The organism is Microcoleus sp. AT8-B5, from assembly GCF_036705565.1.
Lineage (GTDB): Bacteria > Cyanobacteriota > Cyanobacteriia > Cyanobacteriales > Microcoleaceae > Microcoleus.
Map to the genome: position 1 here is coordinate 44,301 of NZ_JAUBUY010000018.1, position 25,665 is coordinate 69,965.

Annotated in this window: 14 protein-coding genes and 2 pseudogenes; 4 read left to right on the forward strand and 12 right to left on the reverse strand. The window is 45.7% G+C overall.

Annotated elements, in window-relative coordinates; all coding sequences use genetic code 11:
* Window positions 1–19 precede the first annotated feature (19 nt).
* A complete protein-coding gene (locus QUB39_RS14350) occupies window positions 20–8,797 on the reverse strand; it encodes an amino acid adenylation domain-containing protein (protein ID WP_333209368.1) in 8,778 nt (2,925 codons plus the stop codon).
* Between the two features lie 94 nt (window positions 8,798–8,891).
* Entirely contained in the window at window positions 8,892–9,056 is a 165-nt protein-coding gene (locus tag QUB39_RS14355; RefSeq protein WP_333053475.1) for a hypothetical protein, read from the reverse strand.
* A gap of 551 nt (window positions 9,057–9,607) precedes the next feature.
* Here QUB39_RS14355 and QUB39_RS14360 point away from each other — a divergent pair.
* From QUB39_RS14360 to QUB39_RS14370, 3 genes are all read left to right on the forward strand, one after another.
* Complete coding sequence (locus QUB39_RS14360) at window positions 9,608–12,376, forward strand: TonB-dependent receptor domain-containing protein (RefSeq protein WP_333209365.1); 2,769 nt, start codon at window positions 9,608–9,610, stop codon at window positions 12,374–12,376.
* A 273-nt stretch (window positions 12,377–12,649) separates the two neighbouring features.
* Window positions 12,650–13,831 (forward strand): PepSY-associated TM helix domain-containing protein, encoded by a 1,182-nt coding sequence (locus QUB39_RS14365; RefSeq protein ID WP_333053477.1) that lies wholly within the window; start codon window positions 12,650–12,652, stop codon window positions 13,829–13,831.
* Between the two features lie 242 nt (window positions 13,832–14,073).
* A complete protein-coding gene (locus QUB39_RS14370; protein ID WP_333209363.1) occupies window positions 14,074–15,336 on the forward strand; it encodes an MFS transporter in 1,263 nt (420 codons plus the stop codon).
* A 230-nt stretch (window positions 15,337–15,566) separates the two neighbouring features.
* Here the strand turns inward: QUB39_RS14370 and QUB39_RS14375 are convergent, their stop codons facing one another.
* The 10 genes and pseudogenes from QUB39_RS14375 to QUB39_RS14415 all read right to left on the reverse strand — a co-directional run bounded on the left by QUB39_RS14375 (window position 15,567) and on the right by QUB39_RS14415 (window position 24,933).
* The gene (locus QUB39_RS14375; RefSeq protein ID WP_333209362.1) at window positions 15,567–16,100 is read right to left on the reverse strand and encodes a formyltransferase family protein; all 534 of its coding nucleotides are present in this window, start codon (window positions 16,098–16,100) and stop codon (window positions 15,567–15,569) included.
* A complete protein-coding gene (locus tag QUB39_RS14380) occupies window positions 16,097–16,615 on the reverse strand; it encodes a hypothetical protein (protein ID WP_333209360.1) in 519 nt (172 codons plus the stop codon). The genes QUB39_RS14375 and QUB39_RS14380 overlap by 4 nt, the downstream gene beginning before the upstream one ends.
* 13 nt (window positions 16,616–16,628) lie before the next feature.
* On the reverse strand, window positions 16,629–17,888 hold the full coding sequence (locus QUB39_RS14385) for an aminotransferase class I/II-fold pyridoxal phosphate-dependent enzyme (protein ID WP_333209358.1): 1,260 nt from the start codon (window positions 17,886–17,888) through the stop codon (window positions 16,629–16,631).
* Complete coding sequence (locus tag QUB39_RS14390; RefSeq protein WP_333209356.1) at window positions 17,876–18,517, reverse strand: deoxynucleoside kinase; 642 nt, start codon at window positions 18,515–18,517, stop codon at window positions 17,876–17,878. Before QUB39_RS14390 ends, QUB39_RS14385 begins: the two co-directional genes overlap by 13 nt.
* Window position 18,518: 1 nt before the next feature.
* On the reverse strand, window positions 18,519–19,343 hold the full coding sequence (locus QUB39_RS14395; protein WP_333209355.1) for a radical SAM protein: 825 nt from the start codon (window positions 19,341–19,343) through the stop codon (window positions 18,519–18,521).
* A 160-nt stretch (window positions 19,344–19,503) separates the two neighbouring features.
* Window positions 19,504–19,629 (reverse strand): annotated as a pseudogene (locus tag QUB39_RS14400) (transposase); the annotation flags it as partial.
* Window positions 19,628–19,726 (reverse strand): annotated as a pseudogene (locus tag QUB39_RS30620) (IS630 family transposase); the annotation flags it as partial. The pseudogenes QUB39_RS30620 and QUB39_RS14400, both read right to left, overlap by 2 nt.
* Window positions 19,727–19,789: 63 nt before the next feature.
* On the reverse strand, window positions 19,790–21,877 hold the full coding sequence (locus QUB39_RS14405; protein WP_333209352.1) for an acylase: 2,088 nt from the start codon (window positions 21,875–21,877) through the stop codon (window positions 19,790–19,792).
* Between the two features lie 371 nt (window positions 21,878–22,248).
* Window positions 22,249–23,322, reverse strand: coding sequence for a hypothetical protein (locus QUB39_RS14410; protein ID WP_333058276.1), 1,074 nt, complete (start codon window positions 23,320–23,322; stop codon window positions 22,249–22,251).
* 102 nt (window positions 23,323–23,424) lie between these two features.
* Entirely contained in the window at window positions 23,425–24,933 is a 1,509-nt protein-coding gene (locus tag QUB39_RS14415; RefSeq protein ID WP_333209348.1) for a TonB family protein, read from the reverse strand.
* 567 nt (window positions 24,934–25,500) lie between these two features.
* Between QUB39_RS14415 and QUB39_RS14420 the strand changes: the two genes are divergently transcribed.
* Window positions 25,501–25,662 (forward strand): hypothetical protein, encoded by a 162-nt coding sequence (locus tag QUB39_RS14420; protein ID WP_333209347.1) that lies wholly within the window; start codon window positions 25,501–25,503, stop codon window positions 25,660–25,662.
* Window positions 25,663–25,665 lie beyond the last annotated feature (3 nt).

Genomic DNA, 25,665 nt, shown 5'->3' on the forward strand with positions numbered 1-25,665 from the left:
TTTGGCTTAATTTCTGGGATTAATAACTAGAAAAAGCGGAGATCGTCAATTCCCGATCGGGGAGAGAAATTTTCTCGGCTAGCATTCGCTCTACTTCTTCATCGGAAAGTTCCGCAAGACTCAGCAGCAATTGAGCGGTATTTTCAACTTTCTCTCGCTGCGCGGGATTTTCCACCAGGGCCGCGGCTTGCTCGGATGCCGTGGGCGACTCGAAGAAAGAGCGCATGGGGACATCTACCCCGAAGGTGTCGCGCACGGCTGAGATGATTTGCGTGGCTAGTAGGGAGTGCCCTCCTAAATCGATGAAAAAGTTGTCGTGAAGGCCGATTTTTTCCACTCCGAGTATTTCAGCCCAGATGCCTGCGAGAACTTTTTCAACCGGGGTGTTAGGCGCGACAAAGGTTTTCGGAAGGAAGGCGGCATCCGGTGCGGGCAGAGCTTTGCGATCGACTTTGCCATTGGCAGATAGCGGCAGCGATTCCAGCATGACAAATGCAGATGGCAGCATATATTCGGGCAGTTTTTCACTCAGGAATTGTCGCAATTCGCAAGTTTCTGGCGCTGCATTTTGTTGGGGAACCACATACGCCACTAACCGTTTCTGACTGCGATCTTCCCCGAATGCCGTTACTACACACGATCGCACTGCCCGGTGCTCGTTCAAAGCAGCTTCAATTTCTCCGGCTTCGATGCGGAATCCTCGAATTTTAAGGCGGAAATCTTCTCGCCCTAAAAATTCGATATTGCCGTCAGGGAGGAAGCGCCCTAAATCTCCCGTTCGGTACAAGCGATCGCCCGTGACGGGGTGCGTGAGGCAACTGGCGCGGGTTTTTTCTTCATTCCGCCAGTATCCTTTTGTCAGTCCAACTCCGGCACAGCACATCTCGCCGGCAACCCAGACGGGACAGTCTTCGAGCCTTTCATTCAAAATGTAATAGCGTGTATTGGCGATCGGCGATCCGTAGGGAATGCTTTTCCAAGAAGGGTCAACAGTTTCTACCGGATACCAGATGTTCCAAAGGGTAGTTTCGGTTGGCCCGCCAACGCTGACAACGCGACATTCACGGACGATCGCCCTTAACCTCTGAGGCAGTGTGACTGGAATCCAATCTCCGCCGAGAAACGCCCAGCGCAAGCACTCTGGCAACACTTCAGAACGTCCGCCAGCGTAATCGAGCAGCATTTCCATCATCGGGGGAACCGAGTTCCAAATGGTGACGCGCTCTTTTACCATCAATTGCGCCCAGTGAGCGGGGTCTAGCCGTTGGGCGGCATCGGGAATGACGATCGCTCCTCCGGCTGCTAGGATGCCGAAGATATCGTAAACCGACATATCGTGGTGCAGTGCGGTGACGGAGATCGCGCGATCGCACTCGGCCACATTAAACACTTGGTTGGTCTGAGCGATCGCATTGACTGCACCGCGATGGGCGATCGCCACGCCTTTCGGCAAGCCAGTTGAGCCGGAAGTATAAATCACATACGCTAAATCTTCCGCTTCCTGCACTGATTCCAAAGCTTCGCCGCTTTCTGTTGCTAATTCCTCAGTATCAAGACAAATTCGCCGCACATTTTCCGGCCATTCCAATCGCTGATTTAACTGAGATTGCGTCAAAACAATCTCAACTTCACCATTTTCCAATAAATACCAAAGCCGCTCTTTGGGCAGCGCCGCATCGATAGGCAAATAAGCGGCTCCAGAGGCTAGAATTCCCAAGACAGCGGCGATTTGCTCCCATCCTTTCTCCATGACAACGGCAACCAACTGGTTAGGGCGAGCTCCCAGCTTTCGCAAGCGATGACCGACTTGATTCGATCGCCGATATAGTTCCTCGTAAGTGAGGGTACGATCGCGCGTAATGATGGCTGGTTCGTGCGATCGCAAGGCGACTTTCTCAGCAAACAATTCGTGCAGCAATCCATCGGGAATGGGTGCTTCAATGCTGTTAGCAAAAGCTTGCTGAAACGACACGGTTTCCTGCCAAGTTTCCTCCTCGTTAGCGAGGCGTTGCAACAAGCGGCAATAGGCGTCAAACATCTCGTCAATCATCCCTGGCGGGAAAAGTTCTTCCACTGCATCCCAGCTAAAAGAAAGCCCCTCAGCAGTTTCGGTAAATTGCGCGTCTATCCAAACTTGCGGAGTTTGACCGATAATGTGAACCAATTCTCCCAATTCTTGAATCAGAGAAAAGATAGAAGAATCTTCCCCAGGCGCGTTTTGCGGATCGATCGTAAACACGACTGGCATCAGCGCTGCAGTTGTACCTTGCGCTTGAGCGAGTTCTCGCAAAACGCGCACGCCGCTGACATATTGGTGTTCTAAATCTTGCCAAAGCTGTTCTTGCAATCGCTTGGCTCGTACTTCAAAACTCTCTCGCTTGGAGTTATCTATTTCTAGCAGAGTAAATGACGCAAATTCTCCAATAATCTCCTCAACTTGAGGATGCAAAGGCAACCGATTAAAGCGCGGCACGTTGAGGGTAAACCGAGGCGTTTTGCTCCACAGAGACAGAACCTCCGCATAGGCGGCCAGCAATAAACCCGTAGGAGTGAGGCTGGCGCGAGCTGTGCGCGTTTTGAGGCGCTCCCAAGTTGAGAAATCTAAGCGATCGCTCCAGCGTTTAAATCGCGGCTGCGTTAAGGAATTCGGGTGTTTGGCGAGGGGCAATTCCGGCGCTGGTGGCAGGGTTTTGAGGCGATTGCGCCAGTAATCTAAGGATTGCTGGTAAAATGGGGAGTTTTCTAAGGCAATCGCGGCTAACACGCAATCGCGAAAAGACAGTTGCAATGGCGCGATCGCAGTATTAGGATTGCGGTAAAACTTGACCAAATCACCAAACAAAATTTGAAAACTCCAGCCGTCTATGCACAAGGCGTCAATGCTGATGTGGAGCCGGGTGCGGCGCCCCTTAATTTGGGAAGCGCAAATTTCAAATAGCGGCCAACGATCGAGCGGTAGCACTTGGTGGGAAAGGCGATCGCGAATTGCTTCGAGTTTTTCGCCCGCAACCTCTGGATCGATCGATCGCAAATCCAAAACCTCAATTTTATAAGCGGGTACGTTTTCCAGAATTTGCTGCTGTCCATTCGGAAGTACGATCGCCCGCAGCATATCGTGACGCTGTACAACTCGCTGCCACGCGAGGCTAAACCGCTCTAAATCTAACGAGTCGCTTTCAATTTCTACATAGCCGTGAATGGCCACATTGCCCATTTCAAAGAAGCTATTTCTCCCGATCCAGTAAGCCTGCTGCATTTCATTGAGCGGAAATGGTTTGTAGCGATTTTGAGGATCGGGGGCGATTGTCGGCAGTAATTTAATAGGTTGTCGATCTGGCTCGCTTTTAGTTTCCGCGATCGTCGCTGCTAGACTAGCGACTGTGGGGGATTGAAACAAGCAGCGCAACGATAGCTCGACTTGAAAGCGATCGCGCACCTTGGCAATCAGTTGAGTTGCCAGCAAAGAGTGACCTCCCAACTCAAAGAAATTGTCATTAATTCCCACCTGTTTTAAACCCAGAACCTCAGCCCAAATCTCCGCTAATACTTGTTCTTCTAAAGTCTCAGGAGCGATAAAATCTGCATCTAAACTGTTGGTTTCCGGTGCGGGAAAAGCTTTGAAATCTACCTTGCCGTTTGGCGTTAATGGCATGGCTTCTAAAAACACAAAACTGGCAGGAACCATATAATCTGGCAGTTGTTCCCGGAGAAAAGAGCGCAGATTTTTAATCAGTGCGGAGTTGCCAATGCTGAGTGCTGAGTTTAAAACGAGGTAAGCAACTAAACGCTTTCCGCCTGAATCTTCGTCACGTGCGAGAATGACTGCTTCTTGCACGTCTGGATGTTGGCTGAGTGTGGATTCGATTTCTCCTAACTCTATGCGGAAACCGCGAATTTTTACTTGGCGATCTGTGCGATCGAGAAATTCTAAATTGCCGTCGGGGAGATAGCGGACTAAATCGCCTGTTTTGTAAAGGCGAACGCCTTGTTTGCTGCTAAAAGGATCGGGAATAAATTTTTCTCGATTCAACTCTGAACGGTTGAGATAGCCTCTGGAAACGCCCGCACCTCCGATATATAGTTCGCCGGGGACTGCGATCGGAACTGGTTGCAAGTTAGCATCGAGTACATAGGTGCGGGCATTTGGAATTGGGCGTCCGATCGGCAAGGTTTTTGGGGAGTTTTTAACCGCAGAGGGCGCAGAGGGCGCAGAGGGGAGAGAACAAGAGGAGGAAAAGTCGCACCAAGTGGCGACAATTGTTGTTTCTGTGGGGCCGTAAGTATTGACAAGTCGTACTTTTTCTGAAACGCACTTTTGCCACTGATTCAGCGACGCCGAAAGCGCTGCTTCTCCGCCAATGATTGTCAAGCGCACTGATGGGGGAAATTCTGCTTTTTCGGTGCTGAGTCTGGCGGTTAATTCGCGCCAGTAAGCGGTTGGTAAATCTAAGACGGTGATTTGCCATTCCCGGCATTTTTTCAGGAAGGAAGAAATGCTGTCTAACATGGAATTTCCGCGCAGTACCAATGTTGCGCCTCGCGTTAAACAGGGATAGATTTCTTCGGCGCTGGCGTCGAAGCTGAGGGAAGCGAATTGGAGAATGCGATCGCCTGGTTCGATGCCATATTCGACACTTGCAGCTTGGGTATAATTCGCCAAAGATTGATGCTGCACCATCACTCCTTTTGGCTTGCCGGTAGACCCGGATGTATATATGATATAAGCTAGGTTTTCTGGCAAAACGGCGCTTTCAGGATTTGACTTGTTTTGTTGAGCGATCGTCTGCCATTCTGCATCCAAGCAAATCACAGAGATATTATTTTGGGCTGGCGTTTCTGCTTTTAATTCTGCTTGTGTTAGCAGTACCTGAACGCCAGCGTCTTCTAACATGAAAATAAGGCGTTCTTTAGCATAGATGGGATCGAGGGGCAAATAAGCGCCGCCTGCTTTTAATACGCCTAAAATCCCGACGATCGCATCGAGCGATCGCTCCATATAAACGCCGACTATCCCATCTGGTTTTACGCCGAAAGAGTGCAAATAATGGGCAAGTTGATTCGCGCGAATATTTAATTCTTGGTAAGTCAAACTTTGGCATTCAAATTGCACCGCAACCGCATCAGGTGTTTTCGCAGCCTGCGCTTCAAACAAACGGTGAACGCACTCATTTTGGGAGTAATTTATCCCAGTGTTATTCCACTCAAATAGAAGTTGCTGGCGTTCTGTTTCTGCAAGCAGGGGCAAATCTGATAGACGCGCGGAGGGATTCGCCACGATGCCTTCTAATAAGTTCTGAAAGTGTCCTGCCATTCGCGCAATTGTAGCCGATTCAAATAAGTCTAAGCTGTATTCAAACCAGCCTCTAATATCCGTTGCTGTGGCTTCTAATTCCAAGGTTAAATCGAAATTGGCTGTGCCGCTGTGAATCTGTTGGCAGTTCAGGCTTAAATCCGGCAATTCTAAGGCGAATTCCGAGGCATTTTGAAAGGCAAACATCACCTGAAATAACGGCGAGTGACTTAAATCTCGATTCGGCTGCAATTCTTCTACCAACTTCTCAAACGGTACATCTTGATGCGCGTAAGCGCCTAATGCAACCTCTCGCACTCGACTCAGCAACTCTCGAAAAGTGGGATTTCCGGTTAAGTCAGATCGCAGGACTAAAGTATTGACAAAAAATCCAATTAATGATTCGGTTTCGCTGCTGTTGCGGCTGGCAATTGGTGAACCGACGAGGATATCTTCTTGGCCCGTGTAGCGGTAAAGCAGTGTTTTGAATGCCGCCAGCAATGTCATAAAGAAAGTAGTTTTTTCGCGGCGACTCAATTGCCTAATTGCCTCGGTTAAGTGCTCTGGCAATTCAAATAATTGCCGACCTCCCTTGTAACTTTGAACAGCGGGACGAGAAAAGTCTGTTGGTAAATTTAGCACCGCTGCGCTGCCACTTAACTGCTGCTTCCAGTAAGTAAGTTGAGTTTCTAATATTTCTCCCTGCATTTGTTGGCGCTGCCAAGTTGCAAAGTCTGCATACTGAATTGGCAGAGGTGGAATATCGGCTAAACTCTTATTAGTAAATTCTTCATAAAATGCCGCTAATTCCCGTAAAAATACGCCCAAAGACCATCCATCAAAAATGATATGGTGGGCAGATAAAAGCAGGGTATGTTCTGTTTCAGATAAACGTAGAAGTTTGGCACGGATCAGATTAGTTTGAGTTAAATCAAAGGGCAATTGTGCTTCTTCCGCCGACATTTTTTGCGCTTTTTTCTCGCGTTTCGCAGGGGAGCAATGGCTCAAATCTATCAGCGGTAATGGGAAACTTTTCGCATCAAAAATAACTTGTATCTGTTCTTTTTCAACACCAGCAAACGCAGTTCTTAAAATCTCGTGTCGCTCGATAATTTTCTCAATACTTTTCCTAAGTGCTTCTGCATTAAGTTGCCCTGTGATCTGAACTGCACCGCAGAGGTTATAAAACGGGTTTCCGGGTTCCAATTGGTCGAAGAACCACAAGCGCTCTTGGGCAAAAGACAGGGGAATATTTTGTAGGCGAGAAACTGGCCTTGGGACGACTGCTTTGGTATTTCCTGTCAGTTGCTCTAGAATTTGCACTGCTAGTCGAGCAATGCTCCTATCTTCAAACAAATCGGCAACCGATACAGTAACGCCAAAGTCGCTCTCTATCTGATTTTTTAACTCAAAAATTCTTAAAGAATCTAGTCCAAAGCTACTGAGAGGTCGATCGATTTCAGTCGGCTTTAGCCGACTTTGGCTATTAGCCGGGGAATGAATTCCCCGGCGGTTTACCTGCTGCCAAAGGTAAGCCTCAAGCAGCGGCTGCTGTTCTTCTAACTCGGCTGTCAGCAGAATTTCTCGCGTTAGTTGATTGTCGATTTCTACCGAATCAGCTAGCTCTAAAATGCTACTGGCAACAACTTCCAAATTGTCAGCTAGAAAGTCAGCATAGGCGGCGCGACGTTGAATTTTACCGCTGGTCGTTTTCGGAATGCTTCCGGGCTTAATCAGCACTACTCCATAAACTTGCACTTCATATTCTTGAGCAATGCGTTCGCGGATGGCGCTGATAATTTCCTCGGCATTATCCGGCGCTTTGCGAGATTGTAATTCTGGCACGATAACGAGCTGTTCTTCGCCTGCGACTTCCACCGAGAATGCCGCGATCGCCCCCGGCCGCAAACTGGGATGGCTGCGTTCTGCTGTTCTTTCTATATCTTGGGGGTAAAGATTGCGACCTCGGATGATAATTAAATCTTTGAGTCGCCCTGTAATAAACAGTTCTCGATCGCGTAAAAAGCCTAAATCTCCTGTTCGCAAAAATGGCCCTTCGCTGGTATCTGAAAGATATGCTTGAAAGGTTTTTTCTGTCTCTTCTGGGCGATTCCAATAGCCTCGCGCCACTGTTTCGCCAGCTACCCAAATTTCTCCGACTTGTTGCGGCTGACATTGTGTCAGAGTTTCGGGATTGACGATCGCAACTTTAGTGCCAAATTCAGGGAAACCGCAGCCGACTAAAGTTCTCGCGCCCCCCTCGCCTTCGACAACTTCTACAATGTGATTATTTTCCAGCGCCCCAGCGTCAACAGGTAAGAAAGTCGGTGTTGTCCCGCTGCGAACCGTGGCAATTTTTAGCGTAGTTTCTGCCATTCCGTAAGCAGGACAAAAGGCATCGGCCTGAAAACCGCAGGGCTCAAAAGCTTTGGTAAATCGCTCTAGGGTTTCTTTGTGGATGGGTTCTGCACCGTTATAGGCCACGCGCCAACTACTCAAGTCGAGCATTTTTTGGCCATCGCCCAAAATTTCGCGCTGCATAATAGCGGGATGATTTTGATTGTTTTGTGGGATGGGCGTCCCGCCCGTCCGGTGTATTTTCACAGCAGGCCCGACGCCTACCCCACAATAATCATCCTCAAATTGTGCTAGCAACATTTTGCTGATTTTGCTAGCACACAAGTCGTAAGCAAAATTTGGCCCGCCGCTGTGGGTAGCTTTGTAACGCGAAATCGCTTCCAACCAGCACATCGGGTTCTGAATAAACGCCGCTGGCGGCATGAAGTAAGAGGGAATTCCCAGATACAAAGGTTTGAGCAATCCGTCAATTAACCCCATGTCGTGAAAGGGGGGAAGCCACGTTACGGCAACGCTTTCGGCATCGTGATCGAAGCCTCGGTGAATGTATTCGATGTTGTACAAAACGTTGGCGTGGCTCACCATTACGCCTTTGGGGGTGGAGGTTGAGCCGGAAGTGTACTGAAGATAAGCTACTTCGTCGGGATGGATGGGTGGCTGCTTCCACTTTTCGCCGTCATCCGAAAGCGCCTCTGCACTCAGCCAGCGCAGCCCTTTGAGTTCCGGCGCTTGTTCGCATAGCTGTTCTAAATTTTCCAGGTGTCGCGCGGGTGCGATCGCAACTGTTGCTCCTGCATCTAGGGCGATCGCACTAATTTTCGCTAAATTCCGTTTCAGCTTCGGTGGATAGAGGGGAACCGCGATCACTTTGGCGTACAAGCATCCAAAAAAGGCGGCGAGATAGTCCAATCCTGGCGGGAAAAGCAGTAAGGCTCGTTCGCCACTGAGCCCCAATGTCTGAAGTCGCACGGCGTGCGATCGGGCGATCGCATCTAACTCTCGATAAGTCAAACTGGCGGTTTCAGTTTTTCCGTCTAACAGAAATGTATATTTCTGCTCTGGTTGGTGTAACGCTCTGTTTTGTAGGAGTTCTACTAAATTCGTACAACTTTCGGTGAGTTGGTTTCCCTCAATTCTTGCGTCACTCATCGATTCTTTTTACCTAATAAATCTTGTTTGCAGTACGCCAACCAGTCCCGCCAAATTCTTTCCACATAGACTTTCTGTGAATAGCTTTCGGGCGTTACGAGTCTCTCATCAGCGCGTTTGAGTCTTCAATCCGTGTATTAGCGCTTCTTTTCACGTTTTGTTGTCGATCGGGCTGTTCGGCAATGGCTCCGGGGCGATTTGGGTCCGAGCCAGCTTCGATATCAGCTTCAGGGGCTTTACGGCTATCGACTTTAAGCATAGTAGGCTAGATGATATTTATTGTCAAGAGTAGTTGAAAAACTTTATTGACTCCTATCCTTCCCTATATGACAATATTTTCTAACTCTTGCCATAGCATTTTAGGCGATCGTTTGTCTAGCCCTGACAAACAACCATAATAGGCAAGTGGCGTGTCACTAGATAGAGGGGTGACACCCCCTATCTTAAACTGCAATATATTTTCATTAGTTAACTCTTGACAGATGCAAGTGCTCTGTTATCTAATTAAGGCACTTTCTCATTAAGCACCCAGTGGCTACTTCCTTTAACCGAGGAAGGTGCCAACCGTGGGCGATCGTCCAGAGCGCCACCGGACTGAGGCTTTCGCCCTCACGCGCCTGCTGTGTTCCCAGACAAAGGCTGCTAGCGACGGGAGAATCGGATCGAACTGCGCCCGACAACTAGGTCGTATCTTCCGCAGGTCAGTTTTAGGAGCCAGAGAAGAGCAGCAACGCTCTCACTCACACATTTTGTTGTGCAAGCAACGCAAACCACATATCCGAAGTTCCATTAATTGTTGATTAAATAGTAATGAAGAGATCGCAGAAATTATTAAATAGCCTTGGGCTGGCAGGAGTCGTGTCGGCGTTAGTCGCTCAGTCGGCGTGCGCTTCCAACATCGCGCAGGTGACGGGCGTTCGCCTCAAGCCCACGTCAGAAGGCATTGAAATCATCCTAGATACTGAAGATGGAAGACCCCTGCAAGTCTTCAGCGCCAGCTTTGGCGAAACTTTACAAGCTGATGTCATCACCGCTCAACTGCGACTACCGGGGGGAAATGAGTTTCGTCAAGACAAGCCTGCAGCCGGAATTGCTTCTGTCACCGTTACTCCTTTAGATAACAACAGCATCCGAATCAAAGTCGTTGGCGAGAGGGGTCAACCAGTGGCACGGGTGATTCCTAATGCTGCGGGTCTGATTCTCAGCTTAAAACCCACCTCGGAGATGACGGCTCGCCCGGGGGCACCTGCTCCTACAACACAGCGGCCGGGGGCACCTGCAGCACCCTTCCCACAGACAGGGCAGCCGGTAGAGATACCTGCAGAACCTTTACCGCCGACAGCGCAGCCACCTGGAACACCCGGATCACCCTTGCCACCTACAGCGCAGCCACCTGGGACACCCGGATCACCCTTGCCGCCGACAGCACAGCCACCTGGGACGCCCGGATCACCCTTGCCCCCGACAGCGCAGCCACCTGGGACGCCACAGGCGGGGAGAGACCCGATTGAAATCGTCGTCACTGCAACACGAACCGCAGAAAGAGTGACCAACGTGCCGCGCTCTATAACGGTGGTAGACTCCGAAGAACTTCAGCAGCAGGTAGGGCAATCAAGAAATATCGGGGAAGCTCTGGCAAATCAGGTTCCCGGTTTCGCGCCCCCGACTCAATTGACTGCCACTTATGGACAAACTTTGCGGGGTAGGGACGTTTCCGTTCTGATTGACGGCGTGCCACAAACGACCAATCTTCAATCGTTTGGCAGAGAATTTAGAAACATCGATCCTAGCGCGATCGAACGCATTGAAGTAGTGCGGGGGTCTACAGCAATCTACGGCGCTCAGGCTACAGGTGGCGTGGTTAATATTATTACTCGTCGGCCAACTGAGGAAAGGCTAAGTGCTGTTACTGAAGTGGGCGTCAGTAGCGGTTTAACAAACACGGATGATGCTCTAAGCTTTAACGCTCAGCAGACGGTTTCTGGCCGAAGTGGCAATGTCGATCTGACGGGCACTGTCTCGCTCTCTAGAAGTGGAGCTTTTTACGATGCCAAAGGCTCGCGCATTCCCTATTTTGAACTCGGCGGAGATAGCAGCACCCTCTTCAACGTGATGGGCAAAGTCGGGGTAGATTTGGACACCAACCAGCGGCTGCAACTAACTGTCAATCACTATCGGGAAACTCAAGATCCCAATGTGATTCCAGACTTTAGTGTTGACGACCAGGAAGGACGGCAAAAAGCCCGCGCCATCCGAACCGGAGATTTGGATATTGACGGGGAAACACCGGGAAATAGAAGTACACAGCTCAACCTCAGTTACACCAACCAAAACCTTTTTGGCAGCAGCCTTCAAAGTCAAATTTACTATCGAACGAATTCCAATGTAAGTGTTCCCTCTGATTTTCGCACGTCCGATTTCTTTGGCCCGTTTGTCGGCGTTGCTCGTTCGCGAGCCGAGAACGAACAAATAGGAGGAAGGCTTGCGGTCACCACTCCTTTATCCAGTGCCGAAAATCTTCGATTAACTTGGGGTTCAGACTATGTTACTGAAGATAGCAAACAGCGTTTCGACCTGTACGACCCAGAGAGAGTTGACGCAAGTGGTGGCAGGGTTTACCGGAAAATTTCCGAGCGTCCTTTCGTCCCTCCTTACACTTACAACAGCCTTGGCTTTTTCGGTCAATTGGAATGGAATATTGACGATATCGTGATTCTAAGTGGGGGGATACGTCACGAACGCGTCGGGTTAAACGTCAATGATTATACCACTTTTAACGATCGCCAGATCGAAGGAGGCGATCGCAAATTTAACGCCACCCTATTTAATACAGGGGCTGTCTATAAAATTAATGACACCTTCAACGTATTTGGCAACTTTTCTCAAGGTTTCTCAGTTCCAGATTTTGGCCGCATTCTCCGCCAACCCCCCGACGATTTTGTGGGAATTGAATCCTCGTTAGAAGTAACTCAACCGCAAAAAGTCAACAGCTACGAAATTGGCATTCGAGGAGGGTGGCGATCCGTGCAAATGTCGCTTGCCGCTTTTTACAATACCTCCGATCTAGGCATCAGTTTTCAACCAGTTGGCAACACAGGTCGCCTGGAACTAATCCGCGCCCCAGAACGCATTTACGGCTTAGAAGGGACTGTGGATTGGCAACCTGCACGAGCATGGTCGATCGGCGGGACTGCTACCTATCTTCATGGCGAATATGAGGAGGACAACCGTTACATCGCCCTCGATAGCAGCAGAATTCCACCCCTCAAGCTAACAGCTTATGTTCAAAACGAAACTTTGCCGGGATGGAACAATCGGTTACAGTTATTATATTCTGGAAATCGCGATCAAGCCTTCAAAGACGGCTCGGATGGCGGCCCGATTAGCAGCTATCTCACACTGGATTACGTCAGCGCGGTTAAAATTGGATCGGGGCTGCTACAAGTCAAAGTCGAGAATTTATTGAATAATCAATATTTTCCCGTGATCTCCCAATACTTAGCTGGATTTGGATCGGACAGCGCTAATTATGCAGGCAGAGGTTTGACTCTCAGTGTTAATTACCGCCTTAACTGGTAATTACAGCAGATTGCAGGTTTATGAAGTAGATTCAATATCCCCCGTAGGGACACTCCAAGAACCCATTGGTGTCAATTTAAGCTGTTAGTCTGCCAGTCCTCGCGGCCACCCGCTAGTCCGCCAGTCCGCCAGGGGTTGAAACCCCTGTCTAATAGCTAAAGTCCTCTAAAAGAGGACTAATGAGTTGAAAAGTGTTTTTCTCAGTCCTCATAGCGAGGACTTTAGCTTTGAGACAGGGAATTCATTCCCTGTCGGACTACCGATTTTACCTTAATGATAACAGTTAACGGCTTTGAGAAAAATCTAGAGATGAAGTTCCGCAAACTCGCATTCAAACTGCACTTGTATTTGGGGTTGGTAGTAGGAATATTTCTAGCAGTAATTGCTTTAACGGGCAGCTTGCTGGTTTTTAGTCCAGAAATCGATCGGTTCTTCAATCCCCAACTCCTGCAAGTAATTCCTCAAGCCGAACGAATACCGCTGGAAAATGTCCTGCATATTGTCGAAAAAGCTTATCCGCAAAATCAAGCTCTTAGTATTTTGCTGCCACGCTCAGGGAAGGATATTTGCCAAGTTTCAATGCTGTCTAAGAGTGAAGAAATAGTTAACGTTTATGTCAATTCTTACAGCGGAAAAATTAATGGTTCGCGCCTTAAGAAAGAAACTTTTACAGGTTTTATTTTTACGTTACACGCGGAATTAGCGGGAGGAGAATTCGGTCATCTTGTGGTCGGTATTTGCGGTCTAGTAATGCTATGCCTAACTTTTAGTGGTTTGGTATTGTGGACTGGCTGGCGCAATTTGGCTCGCGGATTTTCTGTTAATTGGAAAGCTCACTGGCAGCGGACTGTATTTGATTTACATAACGTTTCTGGCATTGTATCGGTCGCTTTTCTCATACTCATCTCCGCTACAGGGACAGCGATAATTTTTTATGCGCCGGTTGAATCGACATTGTATTGGCTAACCAATGAAAAGCCACAGCCCGCCTTGAATTCTCATCCCCACTCTAGCAGTTCGAGGCAAAACATTGACGAAATCTTACACCAAGTTAATACCGTTTGGCCCGAAGCTAAAACTACTTTTATTTCTCTGCCTTTGACGCCTGAAGGCATTTTTAAAGTACGGAAAAAATTTCCCAACGAGCCGCATCCAAACGGGGTTAGCACCATTTATCTCGACCAATACAGTGGCGAAATATTGCAGGCTGACAGCGTAAATTCAGCTTCTGTCGCAAATCGAATTCTCAACTCGCTTTATCCGCTACATATTGGCAGCTATGGCGGAATTTACTTGCGGCTGGTACACACGATCGCAGGATTAGCAGCGATCGTACTGTTTGTTACGGGCGTACTGATGTGGCGACAGCGGCATTTGGTGAAATTTTACCGCAAGGAGGCGAGACAGCAATATGAAGAATTATCTCCCCTTAGCCAGCAATGGCCTTGGTTTTAATGAGAGCAATGTGTGGTTTTATGCGGGTGTCAATCGATTTTCGATTTTCGATTTTAGATTGAAGCATTGACTTGCGCGAGATAAATACGTTCGGCAAGTTTCTCGGATACAGGTTTTTTATTTCTGGGTCCTGAGTCTGCGAAGGAATGAATCCGGAGGCTTGTATCCTGGATGCTTTCGGTCATTCTCCTGCCTAAAAACCCCGATTCTCTCAATTTTAAATCCTATCAATCGCTTCTTTAATGCAAAAATTTATTCAACTCTGGCTCGGACAAACTGCTTCGATGATTGGCAGCGCTATGTCCGCGTTTGCGCTGACTATTTGGATTTGGGACTCTACCAGTCAAGCGACAGCTTTGGCTTTGTTGATGTTTTTTACTCAATTGCCGCGCATCTTGCTCGCTCCGGTTGCTGGCATTCTCGTCGATCGCTGGAATCGAAAATTTTTGATGGGGATAGGTGATGCGGTTTCAGCTCTGTTAACGCTCACTATCCTATTACTTTATATCAGCCAAAACCTGCAAATATGGCATATATATGTAGCGGCTGCGATTAACGGAATTTTTGACCAAATTCAGCAGTTAGCTTACTCAGCAGCGATCGCCACAATGATGCCAGAAAAGCATTACAGCCGCGCTAGCAGTTTAAGTTTTTTGGCAAATTACGGCGCGAGTATTATTGCTCCGACACTGGCGGGGATTCTCTATTCTGCGATCGGGCCCGGCGGGATTTTTACGATCGACCTGGCAACTTTTACAATCGCGATCGCCACCCTAGTATCTGTCAAAATACCACAGCCCGCGATCGCTTCCAATCCCCAAGCGACTCGCTTTCACCTATGGCAAGAACTCAGCTTCGGATTCCGCTACATCGTCGATCGTCCCAGCCTGCTTGCCTTGCTGGTGTCCGTGTCGCTATTCTGGTTCGCTCACGACATCGGCGCGGCCCTCTACTCACCGATGATTCTGGCACGCACCGACAACAATGCCAGAATCCTCGGTACTATCCTTTCAGCCGCCGGCGCCGGCGGCGTTTTAGGAGCATCGATCGTCAGTATATGGGGCGGCCCCAAACGCCGAATCCGGGGCTTTCTGCTCGGCATGGCAGGCGCGGGCTTGAGTAAAATAGTCTTTGCTTTCGGCCAGGCCCTTTCTATCTGGATTCCCGCTCAATTTTGTTCGTCTTTCAATTTCCCCATCCTCGGCAGTTCCAACGAGGCGATTTGGTTGGCGAAAGTCGCACCAGAAGTACAGGGGCGCGTTTTTGCTACCAGAGCAGTTATCGTGCAATTGGCGTCTGCGATCGGTTTATTGATCGCAGGGCCACTTGCCGATCGCGTCTTTGAACCCGCCATGCAACCGGGAGGTTTTTTAGCAGCTATTTTTGGCCCAATTATGGGGACAGGTGCCGGTGCTGGCATGGCCTTGTTATACGCTATCTCCTCGCTGGGCTTATTGCTCGTAGCAGTCGGTGGGTATGCTTGCCGGCTGCTGCGCGATGCGTAAAGGGGAAATGGGAAAGGTAAAAGGAGAGAGGTTTTTTAACGGCGTTGCACAATTTGAGGATGATTCTTGTGGGGAGTGGGGTTAGCCGTCCCGCCTGCTGTGAAAATACACGCCTTCGGGCGAAGAGATCCCATCCCACAAAACAATCAAAACCATCCCGCAATTATGCAACGCCTTTTTAACTTCTTCCTTCTTCCTTCTTCCTTCTTCCTTCTTCCTTCTTCCTTCTGCTATATTTCCGATTTAAGATACTTCAGCCATAAATTCAACGACAAATCTTTTAAAACTTTCAAGTTATCAGTTAAATTGTATTTACTTTCTTCTGAAGCAGATAGCAAAATTTCACCCCCATCAACGATTGGTGATACTTTGTGTATAACACATCCAATGATTGGATGTTTCAAATAAGTTGCTTTTTTTTGAGGATGGATACCTTTTAATTCTGGATATTTGTTAATTAACCCTGGATGTAAATTTACAATATTATAATTGTTACAAATGCTATTAGGAATAATTCTTAAAAAACCGTGTAATGTAATTAGGGTAGCTTTTGTGTCAATTTCTATCAGTTTAAATAATTTAAAATAATCTTCTTCTTTCGGATTATTTGGCATTTTATATATTTTTGATGCGAATAATTTAGTGATTTCTAATAGTTCTATATTTTGTTTATTTGTTACAATTATATCGGGTGAAATATTAATATTTTGAGTTATATTTATAATTTCATTTCCAGTTTGTGAAAAAAATGCTATCCATTTCATAACTCATCGCTCTCCCACGGAAATTTCACCCAATGATTCTGTTTAACAAGAGCAGCAGATCGAACTTGTGCTGTAATAAATTTATTTTCATAAGATTCATCTACAAGTAATGAATATATAGCTAGAATATCTTTATTTTTTTTGTATATTTCATCTTGAACAAGCTTTATTGTCTGCCCTCTAAAAATGATATCTTCAAATATGATAAATTTATCAAAATCATTTCTTATTGCTTTAAGTAGTATGGATGATGTTCCGTAATCAAATGGTTTATCACTATTTGTCATTTTTAATTGACAAATTGACAAATCTCTAATTTTTGTATGATGTGAAACATAGGACAAAAGGGGCAATGCGCCTCTCGCAATACCTAACAAAGAGACCTTTTCTAAATGGAAGTTACTGAGAAAAATATCATTTACAATGAAATTAGACAATTTTTCAAATTGATCCCAGCTAAGTTTTTCAAACTTCTCATTACTAAAGCCAATTTTTTCCTTACTTAGTAATTTCATCTATATCCCCCAATCATTTTAAAAAGAAACCGTTAAAATACTTTATATTTTCATCTAATAGCTTTTCATTAAAAGTAATTTGTTCAAAATTGACTAATATTTCTTTGATGTTTTCTCCAATAGCTTTTACATCTTCAATTTTTATATTTTCGTAAAGTGGAAGAAATATACTATTTTTTTTAACATAATTTGAGTGTATAAATTCATCATTAATATTGATAATATATTTTTTAAATCCTTTTGTTTCTGTAACCGTTGGATATTTAAATTTCCCTATTGGAATTCCTAACTCAATAGCCTTAATTATGAGTTTGTTTATTTCGTACAATTCTGGATCTATTAAAAACCAAGCTGAAATAGGAGCAGTTTTAATGATAGAGTCATTTATCAACCTGATTCCTTGTACATCTCTTAATATTTCTTGGTACAAACTTAACTTATATTGTCTATCCTGAATTATAGTATTTAAATTTTCTAAACATCTAATTCCCAATGCGATATTTATTGGATTAAATCTAAAATTAAATCCCTTTTTTATATAATCAAAACCATGTTCTAATATGTCACGGTATGTCAAGTTACTAGAAACTGTTGATAAACCTGATTTTTTCCAAATTTCCCCAACGTGCCTATATTGATTAATAATATCAAAATCTTTTTCATTTTTATAAACCAAAGCACCTCCTTCACCTGTTCTTAGTAATTTATTAGCACCAAAGCTAAAGCAGCCATAGTCGCCAATAGTTCCTGCGAATTTTTTTCCTATTTTGACTCCTAGACCTTGGGCTGAGTCTTCTATAATTTTAATATTATGTTCTTCGCAAATTTCTTTAATTTTATCTAAATTAAAAGGAAACCCGTGCAGATAAGATACAATTAATACTTTTGTTCTTAAAGTAATTAAGGATTTTAAATGATTTAAATTCAAATCGCAAGAATTTTCTTGAAAGTCACAAACTTTAATTTTACAGCCATGAATATGTATAACAGGCAAAATAGCTGAAGCATGAGTTAAGTTTGGAACAATTACTTCATCATTTTCCTGTAAATCTATTAGTTGCAATGCCACAAATATTGCTGATGTACAATTTGGCATTGTGATATTTTTTACTACTTCATCTTTTGATAAAAAATTAGACAATAGAGATTCAAACTTATTTAATATTTTGCTATTAAAAACAGTAACATCTGAATCAGCTAAAGCTTCTGCTATATTGTCTATATCTTCTTTTGTGGCGTTTATACTATCTGCCTTAATGTTTAATTTATGCATTTAATTTTCTCGCTAATTATTTGGATGTTACTCTTTAGGTCTTTGCTGCCATCTATTAATAAAACAGGTATATCTCTTTCTTGACATACAGATTTGATAAGTTCCTCAAAGCATTCTTTTGTGTCAACTAAAAACTCTTTTTGGCTTTGGGTCAAACTGATGTTATCTCTTTTTTCAATGCGAGCAAAGCTTAAAGATACTGGAACACTAACATATACTAATAAATCTATATTTTTCAAATCAAACATTAAACAGCTTTTCCAATAACCCAAAAAAGCATTTGCTTGTTTTCCGTACTCTAGTTTGATCATTTGCTCTTGATAGCACAATAGAGTAAAAATGTCTCTATCATAGAAATTGATTTTGTTTGAATCATTTCTAAAAAACTCTTGTTTATAAAAAAAATGTGCTGATAAAAGGAAAGTTTCATATATACTTGTTTTAAAAGTTTTATTACTTTTAAAAAAGATATCTTCTTTTAATAAATTATCTAATAAAGTTCTTAAAGGAGTATCTTCTAACTCTGAAATATTACTTGCCAAATACCCATCTTTGGTAAGTTGTTCAATCACTTTACTTATAAGTGTGGTTTTGCCAACTCCATCTATACCTTCAAATATAATATTCAATTTAATACATCTCCCACAAGTTTATACATTTTTCGCTTACACATTTAGTTTTGTCTATTCTAGTTTCTTGCATAGACGCAGGACAACCATAGGTCTTTCCTAAACAATTAACAAAGTTAAATCCATCCCATGCTTTACAGGTCTTAATTAAATTAGATATATCTTTATTAAGATATTGTTGATGTGCTTTCACATAATTCTGATTAAAATATGCGGAGTAATATTGGATTACTTTATATACCTCTGTGATTTCTGATGTGTTTTTTATATCAAACTTTTTACTACTACTATCAATATCATGAACTAAATTTATTGATAAGGAATTTACTCCTCTCTCAATTAAAGTTTCAACAGTTTTTCTAAATTGTTCTATATTATAATTATTGAGACATATTTTTACTTCTAACAATGAACTTTTATACTCTAAAACTTTATCAATTGCTTTTAATATAGAACTGCTATTTATCGTTCTTAATGAATAGCCATTGTCAAAAGTATCGAAGGAAATAATGATTTTATCAAGATTTTCAAATATATCTTGTGGATCAACCGAATCCAATAATTTTAACAGAATAATGCCATTTGTAAATATTGAACATTTTATATTTTTACTTTTCGCCAATTTAATCATTTCTATGATATTGGGATTCAAAAAAGGCTCTCCTCCAGTTATAAAAATATTTTTTGGTTCATTCCTTAGTACCTCATTAAACATACTAAGTGTCATTTGTTCTTTATATCTACCATGATCATGATAAAAACAATATTCACAATTTAAATTGCAAATTTGATTCACTTCAATAAGAATACTGTCTTGATCCACCATCTGTTCGATTTCCTTAAGTATTGTGGCTAGACATAGACTAATAAAAACCAGCGATTTTCATTTTAAAGGAAGCATCCCAATCATGCAATGAGTAGAAATACTCAGATAAATTTAGAGCTAATTGGGGTTTGCTGAAAAAGTATAGCAACCGCCTTGGCGGTTAGGACGCAAAGCGTAAGACATTCTCTATTGCATCTGGTAAACAATCAAACTGATCTAGTTGTTTGCGGATGCGACTTTTTAACCAAGACCAGCATTGCTCTATTTTGTTAAGGTCTGGGGAATAGGTTGAATATAATACTGGCTTCACTAATTTTTAAGCCATCTAGCTTGATGGCTTGAATAACGGCATGACGTAGGTCGTAGCTGTAGGGTTTGGGCATGAAAAGTGCGATCGCAGAAAGCGGGACTATTTCTAGTCTACGTCTTAACCGCCTTGGCGGTTGCTATAGTTTCTGGCGCGAACTCAGGTGAGCTTCAATTTCCGATCGCGATCGCCATACAGGGCGCAATTCCTTGCGAGCAAAGAGCTGCAACTGATCGCCGACGTGGGGCGAACCAGGTTGAGTAGCGTTGCCGTAACTGTTTAGCGCCATCGCTTTCACCGGATTCGAGAACTCAATCGCAGCCACAAAAGAATCGCCTGCAACCGCTTGAAAGCGATTGTCTTTCCCAGGAGCGAACCATACTGAGCGAAATACACCCAAATCACCGTCACCTCCATTTGCCGGCAAATTCGCTTCCCCAGGCAATCGGAAGACTTCCCCCCAGGCCACATCTAACGCGCCATAAGTCGCCTCAACTTTGGTTGCTGTCGCTTCCAGCACCCGCACCGCCTCCGCAGGATTTGCCAACCCGTCTGGCGTCGTTAGAGGCGCATCTTCGCTCCAAGGTTTAGCGAATAACTTATCGGCATCCATCGCTTTTTTCCAAAAGGCAAACAGCACCGCACCGCGACTGTCAGCATCGACTTTGCGATTCCAAGTGGCGAGAACTTCCGCAGCGCGGCGCGCTTTTTCACTGCCTTGCCGTGCGACGGGAATTAAATCATCGAGGAGGCGATCGGCGAGTTCTACCTGAGTAGAATGTTTGTATTGCATCAATTCATCGAAAGAGATTTTTTCATCTTCTAACAGCATTTTTGCCGATCGCTGCGATCGCAAATCCATCGGGCCGCGCGGTGCCATGTAGGCGGGATAATTATTCGGTGCGATCGCGCTGGGAAACGTCGTTGTCCAAGGAGGATCGTTGGTATTTTGCAACCAACCGCTGGGCGGATCGACAACGCGCGGCAAATCCGCATAAGGATGATTTTTGCTCCACAAAGTCTCTGACGTATCGCCTGGGATTGTGTCTGACCAGTATTTAAAATCTCCGTTTTTGCGAATGGGGACTTGACCGTTAAACAAGTGCATGATATGCCCCTCTCGATCGGCATACATGACGGTAAACATGGGAATTTCTAAGCGCTTTAAAACAGCCTCAAATTCATTGAAATTCCGGGCTCGTGCCATATCCCACCACTGCTGAAGGGCTGCTGGTTTATCGAGTCCGACAACGCGCAGGGCGATCGCTTTGCCCTGTTTTTCTGTGAGAATCGGCCCGTGAACAGAACGCCGCACTACTAGAGATTCCGATCGCAAATTCCCATTCTTTTCTTTGACTTTTAAAACCTTCTCTTCCCTGTCAAAACTTCGGACTTCGCCATCGAAGCGATAGCCATCGTTAGCGAGGGGCAATTCGTAGGCATCCCAGCCATCGTGAGTGTTGACAGTATGAGTCCATCCCAAGTTGTCGTTAAAGGCGATCGTTAATACAGGAAATCCGACGAGAGTCGCTCCGTAAGCGTTAATTTCTGGGGCAACCAGTTGTGCTTCGTACCATAAATATAAATCCGACCAAGGAAGGTGAGGATTTGCCAATAGCATGGCATTGCCACTTTGAGAATGGGAAGGAGCGATCGCCCAACCATTAGAGCCTTTGGGGGTGTGATTTTCAGTGAGATTTTCAACGCGCTCTGGATCGACTACAAAAGTAAAATTGATGACACGCTGCTCGTGTGCCAATACATCTGCCGGTTTGAGGGGCAATGCTACCTTTAATTCTTCCGTGAGCGCCTCTGGGTGTTCTTTTGCATAGGCATTCATTCCGCCAACAAAAGCATCGAGATAGTTGCGAAAAATGGGAGTTTGTGATTCATACCACGCCTTTGCACGATTAGGAATTCCCATAGTTTGCACCCAGCGATCGGATTCCAGATAATCTTCACCCCAAAATTCCGCAGCTTGTCCGCGAGCTTGCCCGTAAAGACGCAAAATCAGATTACCGTGACTTTGCATCTGCGCCCACCCAAAAGCGTAGAAAAGGCTTTTAGTATTCTCTCCGTAAATATGTGGAATTCCATAGGTATCCCAAAGAATTTGAGTGCCTGTTTGAGGCGAGGATTGAACCCCATTATTTAGAAGCAAAACTAAAATAAAACTCATTAATAACGAAACAATCCGTCGGTCTTGTTTTTTTAGTTGTAGAAACACTGGAAATTAATTGGCTAGGGTGGTTTAAACTGAGAAATTGCAGCCTTTTAAACAAGCTGCATGAACAAAACGCCGAGGATTTAAACCCCTTTTATGGAGAACAAGGGAAAAATTTATACCAAATCCGTTGCCCCAAAATGTAATCTATCTACGTCTATCTGAGTCGATATGCAGTTAAAAAAATAACTTTTCTTCGAGCTATCCAGAAAATCCTAAAAAAGACCCTGTGTAAATCGGATGTGAAATTAAAAACCCTCCGCTAGCTCACCAACTTGAAAAGCGCTATAAAACGCCGCTGTGCCTACTGTAAAGCGCCTTATGTTATTGGTGAGGAGGGGGGGTAAACAAGTAGGGCGAGATAGGTTATAAGGTTATTTTTTAATTTGACCTTGTTGCCAATTTCCTTCTACTTTCGTTCCATCTGCATAAATGTAGGAACCTTGCCCGTGTTTCTGGCCGTTGAGGAATTCACCTTGATAGCGATCGCCATTGGCGTAAATGCAGGTACCTTTGCCGTTGAACTGACCATCGCTAAATTCGCCTTCGCAGCGATCGCCATTCTTAAAAACGTAAACTCCTTTCCCGCTCATCTTACCCTTGACAAAAGTGCCTTTATAGCTATCTCCATTGGCGAACTCGCGGACACCTTCACCACTAAATTCTCCATTGTCAAACGGCCCTTGATAACGTCCTCCTTCTTTAAAAGTAAACAACCCCTGACCTTGAGTGTTGCCCTTGACAAACTCTCCTTCATAGCGGTTGCCATTCGGATATTCGCGAACCCCTTTACCGTGAAATTGCCCTTCACTAAATTGCCCCTCATAACGGCCTCCGACCGCAAAGGTATAAATTCCCTGTCCGTGAGGCAAGTTATTCAGCAACTCTCCTTCGTAGCGGTTCTTATTAGCATATTGACAGACGCCTTTGCCGTTAACTTTTCCTTCTTTAATATCTCCTTCGCATCGAGTGCCATTACTGAACGTAAAAGCCCCACGACCGCTGGGAGAACCACTCGTAAAAGAGCCTTCGTAACGAATGCCGTTAGTCGAGGTAAAAGTGCCTGTACCGTCGAACTCACCGTTTTTAAAAGTACCTTCGTAGCGGTTGCCGTTAGCAAATTCGCGGACACCTTTACCGTTGAATTCACCCAAGGCAAATTCTCCTTGATATTTACCTTCTTCTTTAAAGGTATAAATTCCTTGACCGTGAGGTTGGCCGTTGAGAAAAGAGCCTTCGTAGCGATCGCCGTTGGCATATTGACACATGCCGGGGCCGCTGAGTTTTCCCTCACTCAATTCTCCCTCGCAACGTCCGCCATCGGGTAAAGTAATTACTCCTGCCATTGCGCTGTGAGGGTTGGCAAACAACAAAGCCATTCCCAAGTTGGTACCAAGTAATAGAGTGAGTCCAACTCGCTGAAGTTTACTTAATATTGCTGACGACATTCCCACATTCATAATTCACAAAAAATTCAACTTTTAACTTTGCTATTCCTTGGACGGTGCTATAGAATTCCCAGCCAAATTGCTATAGTCTCAATAAAATCCCTAGTCAGTGAGCCGGAAGATAATGACTATTCTTTCCCCTTGAATGCCACTCTCTGATGGGGCATATTTCCTTTCTTGTACTTGTTTCATCGCTGCGCGATTCAAGTCGTTGTATTTGCTAGGAGTCAATATCTTGATGTTGGATGTCTTACCGTTGGGGTCAATGTCACAAATGAGTTCCACTTGGCCTTGGCGCCCTTCTTCTCTGGCTGCGATCGGATATTCAGGTTTACCGCAGCCACTAATGCAAGTGGCCAGAGGCGCGCCGGCAGGGCGCGAAGGACTCCCCCCTCTTCCTGGATTTGTCGGTTTTGGCATTGGCCCGGAACCGCTGCCAAATGGCTGTGACGAACCCCCGCCGCCATTTCCACCTCCACCGGGTGATGAGTTCGATGCACTTCCTGCAGGGCTACCAGAGGAGGGGAGGTTTCCTAAATCTCCGATCGCACTTCCCGAATTTCCGCCACCTCCTGGCCTGGTGGCCGTGACTGGGGAGCCAGCCGCAGGCGATCGGGGCGATCGCCCCGAACCAGCCGCAAATGGCTCATCAGAAGGTATGTTGCCATTTTCGCGGGCACCGGATGGTGAGTTCGACGCACTTCCTCCGGGGCTATCAGGGGAGGAGGGGTTTGTGAGATCCCCGATCGCATTTCCAGAGTTACTACCGCCTCCTGGCCTAGTAGCTGTGACTGGCGGGCCAGCCGCGGGCGATCGCTGTAGGGGCCCGGAAGAAGGATTTAATGGCTCTGAGGAAGGTTCCCCGCTACCCGCCGAAGCAGGCGGCTGGTTTTCAGGGCTGTCTGAGGAGTTGAGATTTCCAGCATCTTTTGTAAAGTCTGGGAGACTCGCAGCACCCTTGGGGCGGGAGTCGCTAACGGGTGGTTCGCTTTTTGGAGGATCGGGCGAGGGGGTTTCGGGTTCCTGAGCGATCGGGGTTTGAGGAGTTTTTGGGGAATTGAAATCCTCTTGAGGTGCGGGGGAAGGCTCCTCTGGAATCGGCGGTGGCGTTACCGCTACCGGTGGCTCCTCTGGAATCGGCGGTGGCGTTGCCGCTACTGGCTGCTCCTCTGGAATCGGCGGTGGCGTTGCCGCTACCGGTGGCTCCTCTGGAATCGGCGGTGGCGTTACCGCTACCGGTGGCTCCTCTGGAATCGGCGGTGGCGTTGCCGCTACTGGTGGCTCCTCTGGAATCGGCGGTGGCGTTGCCGCTACTGGTGGCTCCTCTGCGGGAGTTGGATCTGGTGGCGGTTCTGGTTTTAACGTCTCAGGCGGGGGAGATGCCTTTTCTGGAATAGTCTGCTCTGGCTGGGTTTCCTCTACTTTTGGCTCATCAAGCACAACAATTTCAATTGCATCCTCTTCAAATTCAGCAGGTTTGACGAACTTGAGGCTCAACGGCAGCGCGACACCGTGCAGTAAGGTTGAGGCTAACAGACTGATCGCCAGAACTTTTTTGAGAGCTTCTTCTTGTTGTTGTCTTTGCGTCGCCGAAATATTTGAAAAACTCATGCCTTCTCACTCTCCTTTATGGATGGCAACATCCTCGCTGGCTCCCCGACATCACCCGAAACAAGCTACCAACTGCGGGTTGAGCTTGCTATCACTGATGAACCTACCCATCCTATAAGAAGACTGTCACCCTGTTCAAGACTCTTGCAATTAATTTTCATTATTTAATTTTGAGATAGGGGCTAGAGGCTACCAATCAGCATTTTCTTTGGGGGCGTCTACTTTGCTCTTATGGGCGGTGTCAATGTTCTGATTCTGGCAGGGCCAGGTTCCACAACGCCTTAAATGCAATACTCTAGCCCCTAATCTACCAACAAAATTCCACATTCTCAAGCTTTTCATAAAAATCAATTAATTAGTAAAACTTATTTCTTTTTGCTATCAGTTCGATAATTATTATCTAAAAGTGTGGCGCATGACTTGACAAACCCTGAACTTTGTGGAAACCTAGTTGAGAATCTTTTAAATTATTGAAGATTATTGTCAAGTCCTAACGCAAATATTTAGCAAAGAAGCACTGGCAGAACAATCTGTCGCGATCTCGATCGGGATCGCAGTAGGAGCATTTTGGGTACAGACGAAGATAGTCACATACAGGTAGTGCGATCGCGCTTGAGTGAAACAATTCGCAGCCTGAATCACTTGTGCCGACTTGACGCAGAAACTCTACCAACCTTCGATCGGGCTAATTACAGCATTAGGCAGCTTGCGATCACTCAACCGAGCTAGCGA